The following is a 22158-nucleotide window of genomic DNA, read 5'->3' on the forward strand; positions in this document are numbered from 1 at the left end:
ATGGCCATGGTTTCCAAACGACGCGTCTTTCTCGAGCGGACCACCATTCTCACCATTACCGTGCTCTTCCTGCTGCCGGTATGCTGGCTGATTTCCACGGCTTACAAGCCCTCGAACCAGATCTTCTCCGTGCCGCCGCGGTTGTTCTTCGAGCCAACGCTCGACCAGTTCCGCAAGGCCTTCGCTGCTTTCGACGTGTTCTCGCTGGTGCGCTCGTCGCTTGTCATCAGCATCGGCACGACGCTTCTGTCGCTGCTGCTCGGCACCCCCGCGGGTTATGCTCTGGCAAGATCCAAATCCCGATATGCCGCGGGCTTTGCCTATTTCTTCCTGGCGATCCGCATGATCCCGGCAATCGCAGCCCTGATCCCCTTCTATCTGCTCATGCGGGACATCGGCCTGCTCGGAAGCTGGTGGGCGGTCATCGTTTTCAACACCATGCTCAACTGTGCCTTCGTGACCTGGATGATGTTCTCCTACTTCAAGTCGCTGCCTCCCGATATGGAAGAGGCGGCATTGACCGATGGCTGCACGCAGATGGGTGCCTTCCTCAAGGTCGCTGTGCCGACCACCCGTTCAGGCATGATCGCCTGCGCCTTGTTCTGCATGATGTTTTCCTGGAACGACTTCCTTCATCCGATGTTCCTCACGACACTCGATTCCAAGCCGATATCGGTCGCGTTGCTGACCGCCTACGGTACCAAGGACATCACCTGGGGCACGCTCGGCGCGCTTGCCCACTTCTCAACAATTCCGATTGTCCTGATGGCGCTGTTCATGAATCGCTACTTCGTTCAGGGCGCAACGAACGGCGTACAGTAGGACCCAGATCCATGGCCCAGATTTCGTTTCAGAACGTGTCCAAAACCTATGCGGGCGGCAAGTCTGCCGCGCTGACGGACTTTAACCTCTCGATCAACGACGGTGAATTCATGGTGCTTGTCGGTCCGTCGGGCTGTGGCAAGACCACGGCGCTGCGCATGATCGCGGGCCTTGAGGAGATCACCGGCGGCACGCTCAGGATCAACGATACCGTCGCCAATGATCTTGCCCCGCGCGAGCGCAATATCGCCATGGTGTTCCAGTCCTACGCGCTCTATCCGCATCTGACCGTCGGCGAAAATATCGCGTTCGGACTGAAGGTTCGCGGCGCCAAGCCCGAGGAGGTGGCGGAGAAGGTTCGCGAAACGGCTGCGCTGCTCGAACTGACGGAATTCCTCGACCGGAAGCCGGCGCGCCTTTCCGGTGGCCAGCGCCAGCGCGTCGCCATGGGGCGGGCGCTGGTTCGCTCGCCCAACGCCTTCCTCATGGACGAACCGCTTTCGAACCTCGATGCTCGACTGCGTGGCCAGATGCGGACAGAGATTTCGAGGCTGCAGCGTATGCGGGCGGTCACCACGGTCTACGTGACGCACGACCAGGTGGAGGCGATGACGATGGGTCATCGCGTCGCCGTGATGAACAAGGGAACACTGCAGCAGCTCGATGCCCCTCGCAAGCTCTACGACAATCCGGTGAATATGTTCGTCGCGAGCTTCATAGGCTCGCCGCCGATCAATTTCATGGAGGCGACCCTCGTTGGTCGCGACGGCGCACCGGCCTTGCAGATCGGTCCCTTCCTGCTCCCGCTTCCGGCCTCGGCGGACCGGCTGGCCCGACGCATTGGCGGCAAGGTTGTCGCCGGCATCCGCCCCGAAGCCTTCAAAGTGACCACGGGCTCGACGGGACCGGGAACCCTCTCCGCCAGGGTCCTGTTCGTCGAGGATTTGGGAGCCGACCTGCTGCTGCATCTCGATTCCGGCGAGATCGCCATGGGCCATGCCGACATGATCGAGGACGAGCGCGATGTGATGAAGTCGTCGCCGAAGCTGAAGGCCATGATCGACGGCAGCCATCGCATCAGCCGCGACGAGAGCGTGTCCTTCGCCATCGATCCGGCGTCCATCCTCGTTTTTGACGCGCAAACGGGAGTAACCTTGTGACGAGTCCGGCAACCGGCGGCTTCTGGCCGCTCGGCGGTCCCGTCTCAAGGGCGGAGATCGCGCTCATCATCATCGACATGCAGGTGGATTTCTGCGCCCCCGGCGGCTGGGTCGACCAACTCGGCGAGGATGTCTCCAACACCCGCTCCGTCATCGCGCCGATCCGCGATGTCCTCGAGGCTGCCCGGGCGGCGGAGATCACCGTTATTCACACCCGAGAGGGACACCGACCCGATCTTTTGGACCTGCATGCCAACAAGCAATGGCGCACCCGCGTCCATGGGCTCGGTATCGGCGATCAGGGCAAGACTGGCCGTATCCTGGTGCATGGCGAGCCGGGCTGGCAGATCATTCCCGAACTAAGTCCCGTCGAGGGAGAACTGGTGATCGACAAGCCGGGCAAGTCGTCATTCCACCGCACCGAACTGGCGGACGAACTGAAAAAGCGCGGCATCTCTCGCCTTGTCGTCACCGGTGTCACCTCGGATTGTTGCGTGCAATCCACTCTGCGAGACGGTTTCGAATACGGCATCGAGTGCGTGCTTCTCGAAGACTGCACGGCGGCGGTCGAAACACCCAATCACGAGGCCACCCTCGAAATCCTTGGGGCATTCGGCGGGCGCTGGGGCGGCGTCTCCGACCGGGCTGCGTTCAAAGCCATGCTGGAGATGCTCGATGGCTGAGCGCGACATGAAAAACTTCGGCGCCATTGCCGCCAATCCCTATTCCTGGCCCTTTGACGGGGTCTGGTCGGCGATCGACACCGCGCTTCTGCTCCTCGGCTTCCAGAACGGCAACATTGCCGCGCTGTCGGCCGGGCCGGAGCTCGAAGCCGCCATGGAACTGCTCGAAGGGGCCAAGAAAGCCGGCCTTGCCGTCGTTGCCGCCCGCCGTGGAGCAGACCCGTCCGAAAGCGCGATAGCGGCTCGCCGTCGTCTCCTCGGCGACCATGTTCCCGCTAGACATTCTGCCGAATGGGCGCTGAGCGACAGGCTGGAGCTGCCCGATAACGCAATCCTCGTCGATCATGGTGGCGACAACGCATTCTTCCGCACGGGGCTCGAGGATGAGCTGCGCCAGCGCGGCGTGCGCAACCTGCTCGTGACCGGCCTTCCGACCGAAGGTATCGTTCACGCCACACAGCGCGCGGCCAACGACATGGGTTTCGAGTGCCTGACGGTGGCGGATGCCTGCAAGGGCACCTCGCCCCTGCGCCACAGCGCGCAATTGCGTATCACAACTTTCGGCAACGGCCTTTTCGGCACGGTTGCCGCCACCGCCGACGTCCTGGCGGCACTAACGACAATTCAGGAGTAGCATCATGTCAGAATTCACCTGGTCCGACGCCACAGGCAGCCTCGATCTCACCACGCTCGGCAAGGCTTATGCTACCGGTGGCCTGACGCCGACCCGCGTCGTCAACGCCATCTACGACCGCATAGAAGCACGCGGCGACGACCACGTCTGGACCTATCTCGTGTCGCGCGCGACCGCGCTCAAGGCCGCAGCCGAGCTGGAGGCCGCCGGCCATGATGGACGACCGCTCTGGGGAATCCCCTTCTCGGTGAAGGACTGCAACGATATCGTCGGCCTGCCGACGACGAACGCGCTCAAGGAAGCCGCCTATGTTGCCCGCTCCTCCGGCCAGGCGCTCGACCGCCTTTTCGAGGCCGGCGCGCTTCTCATCGGCAAGACCAATATGGACCAGTTCGGCATCGGTCTGGTGGGCATGCGCACACCCTATGGCGCCTGCTCCTCCGTCTTCGACGAGCGTTACATTTCCGGGGGGTCGAGCTCGGGCTCGGGCGTTTCCGTGGCCGCCGGTCTTTCGAGTTTTTCCATCGCCAACGATGCCGCCGGCTCGGGACGCGTACCGGCAGGCTTCAACAACATCGTGGGCGTCAAGCCGACGCCCGGTCTGGTCAGCAATGCCTGTGTTTCCGGCGGCGGCTGCGTAAAGACCATCGAAACGCTCTCCGTATTCTCGCTGACGGTCGAGGACGGCATGAGCGTGCTGAAGCTGATGGCGGGCTATGACCCGTCCTATCCCTTCTCGAAGCCGGAAGCCGACGAGGTGCAGCTCACTCCCGTCGCGCCGCCGCCGCACTTCCGTTTCGGCGTGCCGGCCGGCGATGCGCTTCGTTTCTTCGGTGACGCCGAAGCCGAGCGCCTATTCGGCGAAGCTGTCGAACGGCTGATCGCCTTGGGCGGCGAGAAGGTCGAGGTGGATTTCACGCCCTTCGAGGAAACGCAACGCATTCTCTATGACGGCCCCTGGATTTCCGAACGCGCGCTCAGCCTCGACAGCGTGCTGGAGAAGTATCGGGATGCAATCCATCCGGTAACGCGGCAGATCCTCTCGAAATCCGGCAACTTCAGCGCCATCGACACCTTCGCGGCAATCCATCGCATCGCCGAACTCAAGCGCGAAACGCGCGCCGTATGGAAGAACATCGCCGTTCTGCTGGTGCCCACGACACCGACGATCTACACAAAGGAGGAGATCGCCGCGAACCCGATCGAGCTGAACAGCAAGCTCGGCATCTATACGAACTTCGTCAATCTCATGGGGCTTTGCGGTATTGCCGTTCCCAACGGCTTCCGCAAGGACGGCCTGCCGCTCGGCGTCACGTTCCTGGCGCCGGGTTTCGAGGAGGCGCGCGCAGCCGGCATAGCCGCCGCCTTCCACAAGGCAACGGGCCTCAAGCTGGCCAAGTTCGACAACCCGTATCCGGAAGTCGTCGAACAGCCGCTGCCGGAAGGCTATCGGGAGATCGCCGTGGTCGGTGCCCATCTTTCCGGCATGCCGCTCAACCACGAACTTGTCGAACGCGGCGGCTTTTTCCGCCGGTCCACCGCCACCAGCAGCGACTACAGGCTCTACGCGCTGACTGGAACTGTTCCGGCCAAACCGGGCCTGATCCGCGCCGAAGGTGGTGCGCCGGTCGTCGTCGAAATTTGGGCGCTGCCGGTTGCTGGTTTCGGCGATTTCATCGGTCGCATTCCCGCGCCGCTCGGCGTTGGCAAGCTGACGCTCGACGACGGTTCGCAGGTGACCGGCTTTCTCTGTGAAAGTGCGGCCGTCGCCGGCCAGCCGGATATCACTGGTTATGGCGGCTGGCGTGCCTATTGCGCGCAAAGCGCCTGAAAACGATCCAGTGGCCTGTTCGCCGGGTCCATGGTGATGCGAACGTCGGATCCATCGCACATTGAGCTTCGATGAAGCGCATGAAAAAGGGCGAAAGGAGCGTTAGTGCCGAGCACCTCGAGCCCGAAAAGACCGCTGGAGGTGAAGGAGGGATGGCCGGCCTCCGGTTGCCAAGGGAACGATGTTGGCGAGCCCGACCGTGTTGCTGCCACCGGCATGTCAACGCCGGTGGCATTTGTGATTATGTGCCGATGGCGATCGCGTCGCTTATCTTGCGCTTTCGGGGAAGGCCGGCAGGCGAGAAATATGAGTGGGATCGTGTTGGATGACGAGCGTTGCGTTCAGCCCGGCTGCCACCGCTTCGAGGCGTTCCATCGATGCGAGCGTGTCGGCACGGTTTTCATTAAAACCCGGCACGCCGTGGGTGGCCAGATTATCCTCGAAATGCACGACATCGCCGGACAACAGGACCGGCCCCATCTTTGCAAGCTTTACCAGGAGGGCGGCTTCCCCTTTCGTATGACCAGGCATCGACAGCATCATCACGGAACCGTCGCCGAAGACGTCACGGTCACCCGTCACGAGGTCGAGTTTCGCCTTGCCATCGAGCCAGGGTTTGACGAGATCTGGTACGACCGCGAAGGGCGGAGGATTGTCGTGAAAAGTCTGCCAATCGGCGGCGCCGATCATAAGCGTGGCTTTCGAAAAGGTCGCAGCCTGCCCGAGATGGTCGAAATGGTTGTGGCTGATGCCGACGGTTGCGATTTGCTCCGGTTTGATGCCGATCTGTTTCAACTGAGTCGGGATGTCGGTTTTGAGCGAGACGCCGATCGGCGCATTCTGATCGGGTGCCTTGCCGACGATGCCGGCGGGAAGCCCGGTGTCCCAAAGAAGGTAGTCGCCGCCGTGGCGGATAACGTAGCAGCTATCCGTCAGCTCGCCCTTCTTGCCGGCAAAAGCGAAGGTGTCGGAAAACATCGATAAATCCTTGACGATGACGTCGCCGCAGTCGAGACGCCAGAGTTCAAGGTCTGGAGCAGCGCGTGTCGGCGTGGAAGCGAAGGACAGCGATGCGACCGTTGCCCCGATGGCAAGCGCAAATTTGAAGGTCTTCATGAAGGTCTCCTTGTCTTGAAGATCCTTCTTGTGCCGCCCTTGGCCACTCGGCATGCGCCAGATTTGTGATCACTTGGGCCCGAAACGCTCACCGGCGGTATTTTTTCTTGCCGCGCCTTCTCATAGATTGTGCTTATGAACATGATGATCCGCGACCGACGTTCCGAGCTTTCCCAACGCCTGCTCGATCGACTCCGCCCCATGGTGGCGGGAAAGCTCGATGTTGGGATGCATCCCTATGGCGGGCAGCTTTTCGCCTATTGCTGCTTCGACCGCGAACGGGTGGCAGCTCTTCGCCTTGATTGTCCGATGATCTGCGTCGTGCTCTATGGCCAAAAGGACGTGTGGCTTGGCGATCGCACCCGGTCCTTTTCGGCCGGCTCGCTCTTCGTCTTGCCCGGTGGCGTGCCGATGGACGTGGTCAACATTCCAGACGATAAAACCGGCGTCTACGCAGCGTTGCGGCTCGATGTGCCGTTCCTGCCGGAGGGCATTCCACCGCTCTCCGTTGCGGAGCGCGCCCATAATGCAGTCGATCTCGACGCCGTGCCGCTGAGCATCGATCTCGTCGAGACGATTTGCCACGCAGCATCCACGATCGCCGATGTCAGCGTCGGCGAAACAATCAAACGGCTGAGGCTGACAGAGGTACTGGCGCTATTGCGGCCACTTGCCGAGGCGCGACCGCTCTTCAGACAAAGCCTGTCCGACGACATCGCCTGGCTGATCGCAACGGCCCCTTCGGAGGCTTGGAACGTTTCTGATGTCGCAGGAAAACTCGGAATTGGAGCGTCCACGCTACGACGTCGATTGGCCGCGGACGGCACGTCCTTCCGCGCAATCTTGCGGCGCGAGCGACTAAAGGCCGCGCAACATGCAATCACATCTGGCGCTACGGCAATCGCCGCCGCCGAGGCTGCGGGCTACGTGTCGCGCTCACACTTCTCCCGCCGGTTTCGCGAGAGTTTTGGGACCAGCCCAACAGGGCGAGCATAGCTTCGCGCAGGTCGATGAGCTTCGGCAAATCACAATATCTTGGCCTTCTCATTCCGGTTGTCGCGAAGAGATACGTGGGCAGTTTCACCTTCATTCGAAACATCCCGATGCCTTTTGGATCGCCCCAACCATTTTCGCTGCCGCGGTCGGCGCCCTGATGGCAATTGTGGAAGCGGTTCGACGGGAGCGGGATTGCGAGGGGCGCATGGGCGGTGGACCTCGGTAACCGGATAGATCCTGAGGATACCTAGGCGGTGATCAGTCGTGATCGCAGCAATACCCGCTTCATATGCAGCGCGGACGATTGCCTCGTGCAAGTTCTCGGGTTCGGTATTTCCGGTAAGGACCTCCAAACAGATTCTCACCGCCGTGAAGAATTCCTCGCCATCGTCGGTGGGCCATTCATTCAGCAGCAGTGGCGCAGCCTCGCGAGCGGTACGGATCACCTTGCGATCTTTACCTCCCGCAAAAGCAAGAATTATCGTTGGGAAATTTGTCATCATATCGAATCTCATTGTTCCTGAACTTCGTCAGACAGATTCGTTTCGACCTTACGGGCTGCTGTCTCCAGGAGTTGCTTCAATTCTTCGCAGGTTACGCCGTCGGCTCGCATCACCATGGCGATCAGCGGATCGCGAAGAGCTTCTGATATCGTCAGCTCACTATTCATTCCGCCAGTTTCGCCAGCATCGTAGATGAGCGAACATGGCGCGAGTGACCACATCTGTGAATGCGGCGCCGCCGGATTGATGGCATCAGCGATTTCGACCGGTTCCTTCTTGGCGCCTCCAGGAGCGACGAACGGGCCTCCACTTGCGAGGTTTTTGGAAGGAGAACGGAGCTCGCCCTGATCGGTTTTGAGGTTGGCAATCCATCGGCGTCCTGGCGAGGCAGAGTGTTTCGAAAGGCATTGTTGAGCGATCTGCGAGACGGCATGCACCACGACAGCGGAACTGGTGTTGCGATAGCCTCCGTAGCGGCTCGCTTGCAAATAGGGGGGCATGCCGGCTGCCGATGCGCGACCGGCTGCCACGAACTTCTCTACCGAAAGGGAATCCTCGCCGGCGAGAACGACGAACGGATTATCGGCATAGTCTGCGATCAACCGAAGCGCAGCAGCCCCTTCCGCAGTTTCCGGCAGTGCGAAGACGTTGGCAGAAAAACGTGCAGCCAGATAAGTCGCCAGCTTGTCTGTCTTCAGACAGCCGAGGTCAGCTTTTCCCGCCCAAGGGAGGTCGCTTAAGTTATTCTCGCCGATACGATCCGCATCCGCGAGAAGGAAATGGCGCGCGCCGAGGGTCGCAAGCTGGACGGCAATCTGCGAGCCGACGCCGCCGCATCCGATGATGACGAAGTCGATTTCGCGAAACCGCGCGAAGTCGCGTTGCCGATAGCAAAGAGGCGTCAGGAAGGTGTCGTGGTGATCGATTGCTGCGGAGACATATTCGTTCTCCGCCCGCATATCGGATGCCCACGACGACGCGCCGAATGCAGCACTGGTAACATTGGGGCTCTGTTCCTCGACAGCATCAGCACTATTGCCGGTGAACAGAGCCCCTCTGCCGCTCCGCCCAAAGCTGTGGGCGAAGGGGTTCGGGAAATCGACGGACGCGCTGGCAGCCGCTGACAATCGTTTAGACCGAGAATTGACCATCACATCGCCTCCATCTCGCTGGGCACAGTTACACGGGTCGTCTCGGCGCAGCGACCGTAATCCTTGCTCATTTCATGGTCGGCAGCCTTCGTGATCACGTGAAATCTGCCATCGTACCAGAGCCAGACATTGTCGCCGCTGTCATCGATCTCTCGCTGACCCATCCGCGGATCGATCGGCTCCTTGCCGCGCAGAAGCACCTGTCCGATGTTCCAGGCTTGGCGATCGAGAACTCGTTGGCGCTCGGCAAGGTGAGCCTGGCGGTGTGCAATGGGCTCTTCGGCAAGCAACTGGCTCACGAGGAATAGGATCCGGCCACTCCAGGAAGGAATGGCGGCGATGTCTGGGAGGTCGAGGAGGACATCGCCGCCGAGACGTTCGATTCCTTTCCGAGCGATATCGATGAGCGGGATTTGCCGCGCAGCATAGGCGATTATGAATGCCGTTTTCAGGGCGCGGTGCTCAGGATCCACCTCGGCGGATAGGCATGCCATGCGGAAGGCACACTCCCAGGGAATGGCGTAGGCCGTATGCAGGATGCTCTCGAGCGTCTGTAGGTCGTTCTCGTATGGGGAGATATACCGGAACTCGCCAGGCAGGGATGCCGCCGCCGAGGTCGTATAAAACCCCAGCAGGACATGCCCCGCCTCGTGAAGCAGTTGGGCCGCTGTCGCGGCATGATCGTCGTCGCGCAATCTTTCTCTTGAAAGGGCGATCATCGCGCTACCCGGTAATTCGTTCGAACTTGAGAAGGAACACGACGGTTCACGCCGCACGCCGACGTGAAGCGTGTGCAGGCCGGCGACCAGACGTTGATAGCTGCCTACGTCCAGTTCCGCGATCAAGGAGAAGGCCTTCTCCAGATGGTCGGCGACGCGGTCCAATTCGGCCTCGCCCGTGACGGGGTCGTCGGGACCGGGGTAGTCCGGCATGGATTGGCGGAGGAGGGCTTGCATGACATGGCTCCACGCCGGGCTCTCGATGCGGACGAGGCCAATGCCGCAGGAAAGCCGGCATGCCGGCTGACGTTCGAGTTCAAGATCGGCTGCGATCAGATCCGTCCGCAGATAGCGGCGGACGATCTGCGCATCGGAGCCGCCCGCCCGCCATTCCAGACTACGTGCGAGCCCTCCCATCCAGGCTGCAAGCACGGATGAACGGTAAGGGTCGGTGCTGACCGATCCGGCGACCGCCGGCAAAAGCTCGAGCAGGCGAGCGTATCCACCATCTGCAAGGTCGGGAAAATGTCCCGCCAGCGCCTCTACCCCGGCCGAACAATCGGCGAACTTCGAAACCGCCGCGAGCGTACGGCCATATTGGAAGCGTCGCTTCAAAAGGTTGCGAGTTGCGACACGCTGCCGGGAGACGGTACTTGCCATCAAGGGATTGCCCTTGAGCAGGTGGCGCGCCTCATCTGCCAATTGTTGAATGCGGGTCGCGGACATCAACAGCCTCCGTGAGTTTGTCTTCGGGCGGATCAAGGTTGCATCTCGGGTGAAGATGCCCCGGTTGGGGCCGCTTCGTCCGGCATCGGGACGGTGTGCGTCGTCTGTTGAGAGGCACTATTGCCCAAGGGCGTCATTTGCCCGCCAGTACCGCGTTAAAAATCCGTAAAAAGGGCCTAAACAAAGAAAAAGCCCCCTCGACAGAGGAGGCTTCGAATTATGGAAAACGCACCGCCGAGGTTCAGATGGCAAGAGCTGCCTGTACTGCCGCCCGCGCGTTCGGCAGGCCCGAACCAAAGAAATAGGCCATATCGAGCGCGTCCTCGCTTTCGGCATTCATGCAATCCGCCGTCAGTTTCCTCGTTCCGGGCGCGACAATGGCGTCCAGGCGGGACGCGGCCTTCAGAATGGACTTCACGTGAGGCCCCGAAAGGCGGTCACCGGGATTGTGGCGGCTCTTGTGGGCCCGCTGTATCAGGGCGCATAGCCCACCCACCTGCGCCGACGCGCCGGAGGTGCCCCCGAAAGTGGTATAGTATCCGCCCCCGATGCCCGGATTGATTCCGAACGGCACGATGGCAGACCACGGATCGGAGCCATGATTATAGCCGAAAATCCCCGACAGGTCCGTCGTCAGCAGCGAGAAGTGCGAATAGTAGTATTCCCGCGCTCGAAAAGTGCCGTAGTCGTGCTGCGCCGCAAATGGAGAAAGCCGGTCGAGGCGCAACTGATGCCTGTTGAAGACCTCACCATCGTCAGAGGGGGAGACAACCGTTAATCCTTCGCCGTAATTGCTGTAACCCGAACGGAAACCTTCGACGGTAACGGCCCCAACAGCAATGATGCCGTTGTTATCGGCGGCAAGACTTGCCGGATAGATCAACTGGCTTTCGCCACTGTTTCCTGCGGCGCAGACAATCGGGATGTGCCGGCTGATGGCGAGGATGAGTTGCTTGAGGATATGCCACGGGCGATCCGGATTGGATCCTTCCTGCGCGGCTTTCGGCTCCAGTTCAGGCCCACCCTGATCAGCAACGGCAATACGCGTGAACAGATTGGCGGCATCCTGGTTTTTCCATAGCTCCAGGTCCGCCTTCAGCTCGTTCTTCGGATCGACAATGCTGCGTTTGGGGTCAGGAAGACCGCGCGGCAAGACGATCACGTCCGCTTTCTGATGATAGGCATAAAGAAAAGCCGCAATGAACTGCCTGACATCGTCTTCGAAGGACGTTCTGATCGAGATGAGCCTCGAGAAAGGATCAACGCCGAAATAGGGGATGACATTGCGATTGCCGCTCGTGCGCAGCTCGTCACCATTCCCGTAGAAGGCTCCTTCCGGCGGGAGGCTTGCTGTGCCTTCTTCCGCAACAACGGCGGGTTCGCCGACAATCAGCCCCGCGCAGCAGGTACCATGCGATGCGAATAGCGATTCCGGATTGTAGAGCCGCCGGAGAACCCCCTCCGACGCGGCATATTCGGCAACCAGGTCACTGAGATAGTCCCGGTCGTCATTCGAAAGGCCGATATTGCCGAGCGGAGCGATGTTGAGCCCGGCAAAGAAGGCATGCCTTTCCTCACGGTCAAAGGACGTGGTCGTATCGAGAACTTCGAGCACGCGCGCGCCGTAACGATGGGTCGTCAAATCGATTGACGCTTCCCGGTCAAGCCGGGTTGCCAGATTGGGATGATCCGGAGATACGCCGACATCGATCAGCGCGACCCGTGCCGGTTGCAACGGGCCGGCGGAAGCGATGGCATCCCAGACCGTGCCGGTGATAAGGGGATCGGGGAGCGCGCGTGCGGCGCTCGCATCGAGTGCCGGTGGAGCAGGCGGAGCCGATCCATATTCCGCGTCGACGACGCCTAGGGCAGTCAGGTGCCAGAGATAATAGTAGTCGATCGGCGCGGGCTCAGGCATTTGTGTTTGATCCGTCATGGTTGTCATCCTATTGAGCAGCAGCTGGCGAATTCAGACCCATTCGTCGTGTACGGCCTGGAACAGAGGACCGAACGCGTCGTGGAGGTAAGGAGCGAAGCGTCGGGCGAGATCTCGCCCCGCCTGCGTGTCGCTCGGATAGTGCAGGCCGGCCCATTCGCGGTTTTCGGCGACGTTCTGGGCGATGCGGGCAAGCTCGTCGGTGGCCGGATGTTCCGGCAGGATCGTCGAGAACGCGAAGGCGATAGAAAAGCACTGGAACGAGTGGTTGCTGGGATAGGACTCGTGGCCAGGCACGGCCAGTAGCGGCCGCAGCATGGGCTCGAACTGGTGTGGCCGCAGCCGGTTAAACTGGCTTTTGTAGATCAGCCCGACATATTCGCAGGCCGTCAGGATCGCCTGCAAAAGGCCTTCCGTCTGCTCGAAGCCCCCGAGATCCTCGATATGCAGTGCGCGGGTGAATTCCGCCACGGAGATCGTCGCTTCGATCTGGATGTCGGGCAGGCGCCGCACACGTTCGCGGTCGCGGCGCTGCATGGAAAGCAGCACCGTCGTCTCGAGGCGGGTATAATCCGGGCCGGGCGGCGGAAGTATATCCAGCATTTCCCAGGTGAAGCGTCGCGCCGCGGTATAGGCGTTGCGTGACGGCTGCTGGTGCAGCCTGCGCAGTTCGAAGGAGGGGATAAGTTGCGACACGCCGAGGCTGGCGCCGTCCATCGTCGACTTGTTCTTGTTTTTGTTCTTATTTTTATTCTTGTTTTTGTTCAGTGACGCCTTGTTGAGCACCGACTTGTTCGCGACGCTCTTGTTGAGGACCGAGGCTACGGCCATCGTCGCCATCATGGGCCCGGCCATGGGAGATGCATCTTCATCCGTGCCGAAGAAAAGTGCAGGTTCGGAGGCTGCATCAGGCGCAGCCAGCGATGCGGCGGCGAGGGGATTAGCGATCGCATCGCCCCTCGGTTCGCATGGAAGAACCGTATCCGGCTCAATCCTGAATTTATAACTGTCTAGAAATGAAACAATTTTTGATTGTGGTTCCGGGGTAGTGTCCGCTTCCATTGCAGCCTCCTTGCGCGAAGTTCTGAAGAAATTGTCCGGGGTTCAGCGCAGCTTAGCGCCCGCCTTGAGCAGGCCGTCGATCAAGATCTGGCCGCCACCTGTGTTGAGCAGCGGATAGCCGCTGCCGCGAAAGGCATTGATGGAGAAGCCGCCTTCGGCCGCCTCAAGCCGCTGCAGGTAATGGCGCGCGCCGCCGAGATCGTCGGAATGGGCATGGCTGGAGGCAAGATAGCGCAGCAGGCTGTTGAAGTTCGGCCGTGCCCGCAGGGCCTCTTCGCCTGCAGCTATGGCCGTGGCATGATCGCTTGCAAGCGCCGCTGCAATGCATTTGGTCGTATCGAAGTAATATTTATGCGGGCTGTAGACGCCGAGCTCCTGCACCCAACGCGCCATGGCCACAGCCTTGTCGGGCTGGCCTGCATAGCAATGAAGCATGGCGTAGAGATCCCAACTGAGCGGCAGGGCCGGGTTCAGGCGGATCGATTTTTCGAACAGGTTGGCCGCATAGTCATATTCGCAGAACAGGAACGAATGGACGTGGCCGACGAGTGCGAGCGACACGGAATTCTGCGGATCGAGTTCCAGCGCCTTGCGCGCATAGGCCTGGGCCTCCTCGATCAGATGCGCGTCGAGCGCATTGAAACGTTGGCCGACCTGGAAAGTCCGGATGAACGACAGCCAGGCAAAAGCCGATGACCGCGGTTGATACTGGATCTGTTCTTCCAGGCGCCGCTCGGCGTTATCAAGATCGCTGCGCGACAGCCGAAAGATCGCATTGACAGCGTCGATCAGGAGACCGTCTTGCGACAATCGGCTGTCGTTTGCCTGGGTCTCCTGGAAATAGGCCAACTGATCGATGGCCTGGCTGATCAGCGCAGCGGCGGTGCCGAACTCGCCCCGCTCGAACTGCGTGCGGTTGATTGCCTGACTGCCCAGCCAATGAATGCGGTTGTTGATCAGGTGCTTCATCACCAGTTCGATCAGCACCATGTCACCGTCAAACGTCACGCGAAGCTGTAGGCATATCGGAAGGCTGATTTGCTGTTCACTCTCTTCAATATCCGGCAGGGTGAAGGAGAGGTCGGTGACGCCAATGGCCAGCCCGTCGATGACGGCTTTTGCAATGAGATTCTGGAATCGTGCCGCAGCAATTTGTCCGCCCTCTCCAGCGCCCACCACGATGGGTGACTGAAGCGCCATCACCCATCGCCAGTCACCGGAAGCTCGCCGCGGATTTGGGCCGCTGCCGGTGGTTTCCGTGGGTTTGCCTGGCCTCGGCACATCCGGGGCGCCTGTCAGCGGCAGCAGCGCTGAATGTTTGGCGATATCGCGGCTCGGCTGCTGTCGCGGCTCGAATACATCATGGACTTGTCCTTCATCGAGCCGGCGATACCAGTTCTGCCGTTCCAGCGCTAACCAGTCCTCGAATTCCGGATCGCGGATGTCGATACCTTCGAGCAATTCATCAGTGATTTGATCCGCGGACCGCTCCGCCCGAACCACCAGGTCGGTGTCGAGTACGAGTTGATCCATATCCAGCCAAACGGTATTCTTATCCGTAATTAAGAGATTACGTGCTGGCCCCAGAGTCTTGTGAATGTCGAAAAGAGCCTGGCGCAGACTAGCTGCCGCCTGGTCGTCAGAGCGATCGCTCCACAATTTGTCCCTAAGCCAGATTCTCGAGCGCGAGCCACGGGCGGACAATGCAAGCATCGCCAGAAGAGCCTGGGCCTTTTTTGATTTCGGAGTAACCGACCGACCTCCAGCGTCCACAAGGGCGAAAGGCCCGAGCAGGAACATCCGAAACGGATTTTGCTCCTTGTCCATGCAATCCACCGGCCCCGCCCCCGTTGCCTCCGATGTGCTGGTTTGGCAGCTCGAAGACCTAGCATGCGCAGGCCAGTCTGCCACAACTGCGGCGTCTGGCAAGCAACCGATAAGGGAAACCGGAACTCCAAAAGGCAAATCGATACTTTGGCGATGGTTGAACTGAAGCATAACCGGCTGAAATCCCTCTGCATAACTTCGCAAACTGGCCGTAGCACCCCACCGTCAAAGCAGCGTCAAAGGAATGTTGTTTAGGCGACGTCACTTTGCAGGCGTCGCCAAAGGCTGCCAACTATTCCCAGAGAATAGCGGGATCGATCTTGGGAAAAATACGACTATGTTCAGCTCTGTCGGATTGAGATGCGCAGGTGCAGGCAGCGGCCAAGAAGGTTTGTGAAGCGGTGCGCGATTTGAAGAGCGATTGCGCTCTATGATCATTTCAACATGGTCGAAACAAACAGTTGACCACCGGGACGCCACACACCGAAGCGGAGCGCGTCAATCTTCGCGGGAGATGGCACGTGTTAACATCGGTTTGCCGTTGCGCCTTCGCAGGCTGGACCGATGCGAGCCGCAGGCGGAATCCCTGTTGCAGTCGACGGCAATCTGGACCTCTTATGCGGAGGCAGAAACCATTGTCGTTCAGCGCGAGTTCTTAAATCCCCGACCCGTCGAGCTGCTCAGTGTCGTCGCCTTCCCAGGGCGAGGGCATCGAGCTGCGGCTGCGGTTTGCCGCGGGCATCGGCATCCAACACTTCAATTCCGGCTCAGCATATTCGATGATGTGTCCGGGGAGGAATCAGAGGCGCGCCAGCCCTCTCCACCGAACTGATCGCCGTTCGACCAATACGCGAGGTCAACTTCTGCCGGTCCCTGTTCGGACGAGCGGATCGTGACCAAGATCCGACTCCCGTCTTTCGGGGCGCTTTCCATATGGCGCCACCGGTCTGGCTCGTCCATCGCATTTCCTCCTGCCTTGCTGCAAGTTGCAACTGTCGTCTAGCGATCGAGGTCGGTCAACTCAAACTACATACAAACCATCCTCTCGATTGACGACCATCGCGATGGTTGACCCGTAGTCGGCGTTGGCGGGACGGTCGTCAATTTCGGCTTCCATGGTCTGCGGAGGCGCCGGGCTTATATTGGACATCGACCGCCGACCCTCGCCTCGGGCGGTTAGGACGCTTCCCATAGCTGATCAGAATTCTGGCAGTAGGTGCGGCTTTGCGAGGGTGCCGCTGCGTGTGCTCGAAAGCTGCGACCAAAACAGCACCGAGGAAGGCTCGCTCGAGGGCGGCGTCGTTGCGTCCAGCCTTGCAAAAAATACGCGCTCGGCGCTTTTTAAAGAGTGTTCTGTAGCAGACGAAAGCGCCTGCACCGGTCGCAAATGCCGATAACTTTGTGAGCATGGCACTGGATACTGAATTGTTCTGAAATGTGCACTGGGAGGAGGGCCCAATGACGACGATCCATCAGAGGCTGTATCGCGAACGGCTGACATCTGCAAACACGGCGGTCACGATGGTTCCGTCCGGCGCGAAGGTCGCGATGCCACTGGCTGCCGGTCAGCCGCCCGCTATCCTCGCGGCGCTTGCCGAACGGGCTCGCGCGGGAGCTGTCGAAAATGTGCGGCTCTACTATCTTCTTTGCACTGGCGTCGCCGGCACTAGTGTATTCGATTTCGAGCTGCGCGACCTGATCGTCCCAATGAGCTACTTTCATGGAGGTGTCGAGCGTGCGCTCGACAAGAGGAGATTGGCGGAGGCGCTGCCCGCGGTCGACCTGGTACCCTGTCATTTCAGCCAGGTGCCGCGCTCAATGGTCGAACATGTCGGTGTGGACACGTTGATTGCAACCGTCTCACCGATGGACGCCGATGGCAATTTCAGCCTTGGCGCCAGTACCGACTATGCGCTCACGGTATCGCGAAAGCCCGGACTTCGCCTGATCCTCGAGGTCAACAGCAATATGCCCTATGTGCGGGGTGATTGCATGATTCCTGTTTCAAGCGTGACAGCGCTGGTTGAAAACGATGTCAGCCTGCCCGTGTTGCTCGCCGCTGAGCGTAATGAGGTGGATGATGCCATCGGGGCGATCATTGCGGACCTGGTGGAAGATGGCGACTGCCTGCAAATGGGTATCGGCGCTTTGCCTGATGCGGTGTGCTCGGGGCTTTCACAGCATCGCCACCTCGGCATTCATACGGAAATGATGACGCCGGGCCTCGCAAGGCTGGTCACGGCGGGCGTGGTCGACAACAGTCGCAAGCAGATACATGCCGGGCGGTCTATCTTCACTTTTGCGCTCGGAGATCAAGCCCTTTACGACTTCCTGAACAACAACCCGGCAGTTGAGGCCTACCCAGTCGATTATGTGAACAATCCCTTCATCATCGCGCAGAATGATCGGGTGGTGTCGGTCAACGCGACGCTGCAGGTCGATTTGAACGGCGCGTGCAATTCCGAGTTCGTGAACGGGAGGCAGTTCAGTGCGTCCGGCGGCCAGGTTGATTTCGTGCGCGGCGCTTATGCCTCGCGCGGGGGACGATCGATCATCGCCTGTCATTCCACCGCGGCGAAAGGCACGCTCTCGCGCATCGTTCCGACGCTGACCGGACCAGTGACAACATCGCGCAACGACACGCATATCGTCGTTACGGAGTATGGGTGGGCGAACCTTAAGGGCAAGTCCGTGGCTGAGCGGGCAAGGGCGCTGATCGGGCTGGCCCACCCCGATTTTCGCGAGGAGCTGGACCGGGCAGCGCGCGGGGCAGGGCTTTGCTAATTCTAACGTCGTTCGGCGGCTAAAAACTGATTGAATCGCAAGGATTTCGGAGATGCAAACATCTGCCCGGGCTCGCCTTCTTCTTCGATTTGCCCTTGTGGAGAACAACGACTTTGTTGGAGACCTCATGCGTGAAAGCCATTTCATGCATCACGACCGGCATGGTCCGTCCTTCCTCTGCGAGCGAGCGAAGACGTCGACTCGTCGGACAGCGTCACCTTTTGACTTGTCCACTTCCTCCCCTGGGATCTTGGCGTCGACCCTATGACCACCTCGTCAGCGATGCTTGAGGCGTGTTACCAATGTTTTCGAGCGGCGGATCGTTGTAAGGGCTGCTCCCACCGCTATTACGCAGAGACCGATCGTCAGGATCTGGTTTTGCCCATCCCACAATGGCTCGAGAAGGGATGCCAATCCCGCCGCCGTGATCGTCGCCATCCGGTGCTGCTTGGCCATCGGGCCGGAGAAATCGCTGGGAGTGCCGGTGGCGCGGCCGAGTTCCCGGACATAGGCTGTCAGCACGGCGAAGGCTCCCGCCGCCCAGCCGAGCCCCGGCATGTCGATGCCGTACCCGACGCCGGCGAATATCATCAGGTCGGCGATGCGATCTGGAAACTCGTTCCAGAAGGGACCGTCAGCCTCTCCCTTTCCGCCTTCGACGGCGACCATGCCATCGAACAGATTACAAAGAAGGCGCGCCTGGCAGAATAGAACGGCCAGCAGCAGGTAGCCGGCACGTGGCAAACCCGTTGTCTGTCCCGCCAGATAGAAAGTGCAGCCGGCGATTGCTGCCGCCAGCATGCTGGCTTGCGAGATCTGGTTCGGCGTGATGGCCCGCGCGGCCATCCATCGGGCAATTGCGCCCGCCCAGCGGGTATTGCGGCTTGCCAGAGGTCTCCTGTCTCCTGTCTCCATCATGTGTCGAAACCTCGTCTTGCGGAGATCGAATAATTGTAGATCGCTGCATAAATCGTCGACACCAGCAGCGGAAGCGCGATGGTCCGGAGTATCTCCGGTGTGCCGCTCGCCGCGTGGATAGCCACGAGAATGCTGGCCGAGCCAAGGCAGGCAATCAGCGGCGGCGCCCAAAATCGTGTTGAACCGCTGAAGCGGCTGGAAAGCCAGTCGATTACCGATTTCAGGAAAAGCGTCAGGCAGGCCGATATCGTCCCCTGCACAAGGCCGGCAAGGAGCGGCGCCGGCATAAGATGAGCGCGGTTGGCGAAAATGGCCCAGCTGCCCATCGCCAGAAAAGCGAACAGGACGTGTACCACGCCGCTGCGCAAAAGACGTTGCAGCACAACGGGCATCAGAGCGACCACCAGTAGCGGGTCAGATGGAAGAAGATGGGTGCCGAGAAGACGACGGAATCCAGCCTATCGATCAATCCGCCATGGCCTTCGATGAGATTGCCCCAGTCCTTGACGCCGCGGTCGCGTTTGATGGCCGACATCACCAGGCCACCGAAGAAGCCCATCAGCGTGATGACCAAGGCGAGAAGCCCTGCCTGAAGCGGTGCGAATGGTGTAATCCACCAGAGGCCCGTTCCAATCAGCGTCGCGCTGATGATCCCGCCGACAAAGCCCTCGACGGTTTTCGAGGGCGACAGTCTTGGAGCAATCTTGGTGCGTCCGAAGAGTTTGCCCCAGACATATTGCAGGACATCGCTGAGCTGGACGACGATCACCAGAAAGGCGATCAGCAGCACATTGCGGCCCTCATATCCCGGTATCTTCAAGGTCAGCAGCGCCGGCACATGGGAGGCGCAGAAGACGCAGATCATCAGGGCCCACTGTACTTCCGCGATGCGAACGAGAAAGCGCTCCGTGTCGCCTCGGAGTACCGAGATGATCGGCATGAGCAGGAAGGCATAGACCGGGATGAAGATCGAGAAGATGCCGTATTGTTCAGCCCAGAGCAGAAAATACTGGATCGGAACGACGACGAAGAAGGCTGCCGCAAGCGCCCAGTGATCCGCTCTTCTTGTATTGATGAGGGTTACGAATTCGCGAAGCGCGGCGAATGAGCAAAAGCCGAACAGGATCAGAACGCCGACACGGCCTGCTATGAAAGCAATGCCGATCAGGAAGACCATGACCCACCACGCCTTGATCCGCGCGTTGAGGTTTTCGACAGCCGCATTCGAACCGTTCGGCGAGAGGCGTTGCTGTAATATGTAACCGATGACTGACGCAACGATGAGTACGCCGAAGATCCCGGCCACGAGCGTCATAAGATCGGAATTCGCGCCACTCATTCCCCACCGCCTACAGTGTTCGGAGACAGTGCCAGGAGAGCGGCCTGCATCCGTTCGAGAAAAACATCCTTGTCTTCGCCCGGCGCGATCTGCAAAGCGCTGCCGAAGGTAACTGTACAGATCAGCGGTATCGGAACGATCTCACCTTTTGGCATGACGCGGTTCAGATTACTGATCCAGACCGGCACGAGATCGACATCAGGGCGCGCCACAGCCAGATGGAAAATGCCGCTTTTGAACGGGAGGAGCCTTGCATCGGACTGGTTTCGTGTTCCCTCCGGGAAGAGAATGAGGGACGAACCGGCATCGATGGCCGAGGCCATCTGAGTGACGGGGTCTTCCGTCCGCTTGTCCCGATCCCTCGCGATTAGCACCGCATTGAAGACATCTCTGCCGATGAAGCGATTGAGCCAGGACTTCAACCAGTATTCGGCTCCGGCGACCGGACGGGCTCGATGGCGCAGTCTGGGCGGCAATACCGTCCAGACCAGAACGAAATCACCATGGCTGGAGTGGTTGGCATAATAAACGCAGGGTCGGGAAGGCAGCCCTCCCTCGGGCCACACGGCGCGGACCGCCGTGACCGCGCGTGCGAACAGTACGATTACCGTCGCCGCGGCCTTTGTAGGCAAAGCCTTCATTCATCACTCTGTTGATGTTAGCCGGATCACTAACCGAAATTCTAGCATTATCATCGGCGGAAGGAAGGAGCTTCGCGGGTTTTCAGCCGAAAGGCGTAGACAGGTCGTCCAGCTCCAGCCGAATGTGCAATCTCCATGGACGACAAAGATTGGATTTCGAATTGAGCACATGACGCCGAAAGCCTGATCAATCTGACGCCGACCTATCTGATGAAACCGGATCAGGTGGGCTGGTCATGCGCAGCACCGCCGGTGGCAAGTCGTCAAGCGGCTGTCACAAAAACTGGCATCGAAGCTGTGTGTGCTTCACAGATCACGGTATTGCGGAAGCGCGACCATCCGGCGGTCGCCCGCGGAAGGCCATGGGCGGGGCGCCGATGATGCGTTTGAACGCACGGCTGAATGACGCCTCCGATTCATAGCCGAGGCGTTCGGCAATCGCGGCCACGCGCTGTCCTTCACGTAGCCACTGATGCGCCTGGTGCATGCGCATGCGAGCGACGTATCGAGCGGGTGTTTCGCCAACGGCCCTGGCAAAGCGCTCCGCGAAACCAGAACGGGAAGCGCCCATCTTGCGAGCGAGTTCTTCGACCGTCCAGTCATGGGAAGGGTCGAGATGGATCGCCGCCAGGACCCGCCCGACCTCGGGATTGCGAACGGCTGTCAACCATCCGGAAGCATCGCCGCAGCCGTGCTCCACCCAGGCGCGGATGATCGTCGCGGTCAGAACATCAGCAAGCCGGGCCAGGATACCGCCCGCGCCGACGCGGTTCATATCGACCTCGTGCATCATCGCATCGAGCAGGGCAGGGATGGAGGGTTCACTGGCTGCCAGATCGCTTGTCCGCATCACATCGGGCATCAGTTGCAGCAAGGGATGCCGCTTGTCGACATTGAAGCGCATGACCGCGAAAAACAGCAGGTTCTTACTATCCGCGCAGGGGCATTGCAGATCGACGATCCCATCGCAGACCGCCTTGCGCGGCATGGATTCGACGGGCGTCGGCACTATACCGGGCGCGCTTGCAAGGACATGGGCATCGCCCCGCGGCAGCAGGACCGCGTCCCCCGGGCGCATTTCCATCCATTCCCCGTCCGGCGTCTGCACAAATGCTTCTCCGGCTGCCAGAAAGTGAAACTGCGCTTCATCCTTGGTCGGAAACGCCGTCGCCCATGGGGCGGACGGCTGGCAGCGGCCGTAGTCGACGCCATCCAGACGAAGCCCTCGCATCATTTCCGTCAGTGCATCACTCATCGTGCCCTCGTCATTTGGACGAACAGTCATGTCTTGTGGATTTTCTAGCATAGAA

The 22158-nt window shown here is 60.2% G+C and carries 18 protein-coding genes and 2 pseudogenes; 7 read left to right on the plus strand and 13 right to left on the minus strand.

Translation table 11 applies throughout. The features are described from left to right. Genes ACR9ZQ_RS31305 through atzF form a run of 5 tightly spaced genes read left to right on the plus strand, consistent with a single transcriptional unit; the run spans window position 1 to window position 5130 of the window. A complete protein-coding gene (locus tag ACR9ZQ_RS31305; protein WP_310381536.1) occupies window positions 1-822 on the plus strand; it encodes a carbohydrate ABC transporter permease in 822 nt (273 codons plus the stop codon). Window positions 823-833: 11 nt separating this feature from the next. Further along, window positions 834-1982, plus strand: coding sequence for an ABC transporter ATP-binding protein (locus ACR9ZQ_RS31310; protein ID WP_310381538.1), 1149 nt, complete (start codon window positions 834-836; stop codon window positions 1980-1982). Continuing rightward, on the plus strand, window positions 1979-2665 hold the full coding sequence (locus ACR9ZQ_RS31315) for a cysteine hydrolase family protein (RefSeq protein ID WP_481429573.1): 687 nt from the start codon (window positions 1979-1981) through the stop codon (window positions 2663-2665). Before ACR9ZQ_RS31310 ends, ACR9ZQ_RS31315 begins: the two co-directional genes overlap by 4 nt. Further along, entirely contained in the window at window positions 2658-3299 is a 642-nt protein-coding gene (locus ACR9ZQ_RS31320) for a cysteine hydrolase family protein (protein ID WP_481429574.1), read from the plus strand. Before ACR9ZQ_RS31315 ends, ACR9ZQ_RS31320 begins: the two co-directional genes overlap by 8 nt. Before the next feature lie 4 nt (window positions 3300-3303). After that, window positions 3304-5130 carry an allophanate hydrolase gene (gene atzF, locus ACR9ZQ_RS31325; RefSeq protein WP_481429575.1) on the plus strand — a complete coding sequence of 609 codons (1827 nt, stop codon included), beginning with the start codon at window positions 3304-3306 and terminating at the stop codon, window positions 5128-5130. A 267-nt stretch (window positions 5131-5397) separates the two neighbouring features. Here atzF and ACR9ZQ_RS31330 read toward each other — a convergent pair whose 3' ends face one another. Then, window positions 5398-6246 (minus strand): N-acyl homoserine lactonase family protein, encoded by an 849-nt coding sequence (locus ACR9ZQ_RS31330; RefSeq protein ID WP_481429576.1) that lies wholly within the window; start codon window positions 6244-6246, stop codon window positions 5398-5400. A gap of 135 nt (window positions 6247-6381) precedes the next feature. Between ACR9ZQ_RS31330 and ACR9ZQ_RS31335 the strand changes: the two genes are divergently transcribed. Next, window positions 6382-7242: a helix-turn-helix domain-containing protein gene (locus ACR9ZQ_RS31335; protein ID WP_477924132.1), complete on the plus strand. Its 861-nt coding sequence runs from the start codon at window positions 6382-6384 to the stop codon at window positions 7240-7242. 29 nt (window positions 7243-7271) lie between these two features. Here the strand turns inward: ACR9ZQ_RS31335 and ACR9ZQ_RS31340 are convergent, their stop codons facing one another. The 7 genes and pseudogenes from ACR9ZQ_RS31340 to ACR9ZQ_RS31370 form a co-directional block, all read right to left on the minus strand. Continuing rightward, window positions 7272-7745, minus strand: a complete 474-nt coding sequence (locus tag ACR9ZQ_RS31340; protein ID WP_481429577.1) for a DUF982 domain-containing protein — start codon at window positions 7743-7745, stop codon at window positions 7272-7274. A 530-nt stretch (window positions 7746-8275) separates the two neighbouring features. Beyond that, window positions 8276-8896 (minus strand): annotated as a pseudogene (locus ACR9ZQ_RS31345) (ThiF family adenylyltransferase); the annotation flags it as partial. Then, window positions 8896-10377 (minus strand): aKG-HExxH-type peptide beta-hydroxylase, encoded by a 1482-nt coding sequence (locus ACR9ZQ_RS31350; RefSeq protein WP_481429578.1) that lies wholly within the window; start codon window positions 10375-10377, stop codon window positions 8896-8898. The pseudogene ACR9ZQ_RS31345 and the gene ACR9ZQ_RS31350, both read right to left, overlap by 1 nt. Before the next feature lie 205 nt (window positions 10378-10582). Further along, the gene (locus tag ACR9ZQ_RS31355) at window positions 10583-12277 is read right to left on the minus strand and encodes a S8 family serine peptidase (protein ID WP_481429579.1); all 1695 of its coding nucleotides are present in this window, start codon (window positions 12275-12277) and stop codon (window positions 10583-10585) included. Between the two features lie 33 nt (window positions 12278-12310). Further along, entirely contained in the window at window positions 12311-13339 is a 1029-nt protein-coding gene (locus tag ACR9ZQ_RS31360) for a phosphatase PAP2 family protein (protein ID WP_481429580.1), read from the minus strand. Window positions 13340-13381: 42 nt separating this feature from the next. Next, window positions 13382-15337 (minus strand): SARP family transcriptional regulator, encoded by a 1956-nt coding sequence (locus ACR9ZQ_RS31365; protein WP_481429581.1) that lies wholly within the window; start codon window positions 15335-15337, stop codon window positions 13382-13384. Window positions 15338-15821: 484 nt separating this feature from the next. Then, a pseudogene (locus tag ACR9ZQ_RS31370) lies at window positions 15822-16126 on the minus strand (hypothetical protein). A 498-nt stretch (window positions 16127-16624) separates the two neighbouring features. Between ACR9ZQ_RS31370 and ACR9ZQ_RS31375 the strand changes: the two are divergent. Next, the gene (locus tag ACR9ZQ_RS31375) at window positions 16625-17950 is read left to right on the plus strand and encodes an acetyl-CoA hydrolase/transferase family protein (protein ID WP_481429582.1); all 1326 of its coding nucleotides are present in this window, start codon (window positions 16625-16627) and stop codon (window positions 17948-17950) included. A 276-nt stretch (window positions 17951-18226) separates the two neighbouring features. Here ACR9ZQ_RS31375 and ACR9ZQ_RS31380 read toward each other — a convergent pair whose 3' ends face one another. The 5 genes from ACR9ZQ_RS31380 to ACR9ZQ_RS31400 form a co-directional block, all read right to left on the minus strand. Continuing rightward, the gene (locus ACR9ZQ_RS31380; protein WP_481429583.1) at window positions 18227-18868 is read right to left on the minus strand and encodes a CDP-alcohol phosphatidyltransferase family protein; all 642 of its coding nucleotides are present in this window, start codon (window positions 18866-18868) and stop codon (window positions 18227-18229) included. Then, a complete protein-coding gene (locus ACR9ZQ_RS31385) occupies window positions 18865-19260 on the minus strand; it encodes a hypothetical protein (RefSeq protein WP_481429584.1) in 396 nt (131 codons plus the stop codon). The genes ACR9ZQ_RS31380 and ACR9ZQ_RS31385 overlap by 4 nt, the downstream gene beginning before the upstream one ends. After that, the gene (locus ACR9ZQ_RS31390) at window positions 19260-20207 is read right to left on the minus strand and encodes a phosphatidate cytidylyltransferase (RefSeq protein ID WP_481429585.1); all 948 of its coding nucleotides are present in this window, start codon (window positions 20205-20207) and stop codon (window positions 19260-19262) included. Before ACR9ZQ_RS31390 ends, ACR9ZQ_RS31385 begins: the two co-directional genes overlap by 1 nt. Further along, window positions 20204-20848: a lysophospholipid acyltransferase family protein gene (locus ACR9ZQ_RS31395; protein WP_481429586.1), complete on the minus strand. Its 645-nt coding sequence runs from the start codon at window positions 20846-20848 to the stop codon at window positions 20204-20206. Before ACR9ZQ_RS31395 ends, ACR9ZQ_RS31390 begins: the two co-directional genes overlap by 4 nt. Window positions 20849-21161: 313 nt before the next feature. Beyond that, entirely contained in the window at window positions 21162-22103 is a 942-nt protein-coding gene (locus tag ACR9ZQ_RS31400) for an AraC family transcriptional regulator (protein WP_481429587.1), read from the minus strand. Between the last annotated feature and the right edge of the window lie 55 nt (window positions 22104-22158).

It is taken from the genome of Rhizobium sp. KNZ14-9A, assembly GCF_056755015.1.

Coding starts and splice junctions, on each gene's coding strand:
- ACR9ZQ_RS31355 (WP_481429579.1), bottom strand. CDS start 12,277: ATGACGGATCAAACACAAATGCCTGAGCCCGCGCCGATCGACTACTAT.
- ACR9ZQ_RS31365 (WP_481429581.1), bottom strand. CDS start 15,337: ATGCTTCAGTTCAACCATCGCCAAAGTATCGATTTGCCTTTTGGAGTT.
- ACR9ZQ_RS31395 (WP_481429586.1), bottom strand. CDS start 20,848: ATGAAGGCTTTGCCTACAAAGGCCGCGGCGACGGTAATCGTACTGTTC.
- ACR9ZQ_RS31385 (WP_481429584.1), bottom strand. CDS start 19,260: ATGCCCGTTGTGCTGCAACGTCTTTTGCGCAGCGGCGTGGTACACGTC.
- ACR9ZQ_RS31335 (WP_477924132.1), top strand. CDS start 6,382: ATGAACATGATGATCCGCGACCGACGTTCCGAGCTTTCCCAACGCCTG.
- ACR9ZQ_RS31400 (WP_481429587.1), bottom strand. CDS start 22,103: ATGAGTGATGCACTGACGGAAATGATGCGAGGGCTTCGTCTGGATGGC.
- ACR9ZQ_RS31330 (WP_481429576.1), bottom strand. CDS start 6,246: ATGAAGACCTTCAAATTTGCGCTTGCCATCGGGGCAACGGTCGCATCG.
- ACR9ZQ_RS31375 (WP_481429582.1), top strand. CDS start 16,625: ATGACGACGATCCATCAGAGGCTGTATCGCGAACGGCTGACATCTGCA.
- ACR9ZQ_RS31340 (WP_481429577.1), bottom strand. CDS start 7,745: ATGATGACAAATTTCCCAACGATAATTCTTGCTTTTGCGGGAGGTAAA.
- ACR9ZQ_RS31380 (WP_481429583.1), bottom strand. CDS start 18,868: ATGATGGAGACAGGAGACAGGAGACCTCTGGCAAGCCGCAATACCCGC.
- atzF (WP_481429575.1), top strand. CDS start 3,304: ATGTCAGAATTCACCTGGTCCGACGCCACAGGCAGCCTCGATCTCACC.
- ACR9ZQ_RS31320 (WP_481429574.1), top strand. CDS start 2,658: ATGGCTGAGCGCGACATGAAAAACTTCGGCGCCATTGCCGCCAATCCC.
- ACR9ZQ_RS31305 (WP_310381536.1), top strand. CDS start 1: ATGGCCATGGTTTCCAAACGACGCGTCTTTCTCGAGCGGACCACCATT.
- ACR9ZQ_RS31310 (WP_310381538.1), top strand. CDS start 834: ATGGCCCAGATTTCGTTTCAGAACGTGTCCAAAACCTATGCGGGCGGC.
- ACR9ZQ_RS31390 (WP_481429585.1), bottom strand. CDS start 20,207: ATGAGTGGCGCGAATTCCGATCTTATGACGCTCGTGGCCGGGATCTTC.
- ACR9ZQ_RS31360 (WP_481429580.1), bottom strand. CDS start 13,339: ATGGAAGCGGACACTACCCCGGAACCACAATCAAAAATTGTTTCATTT.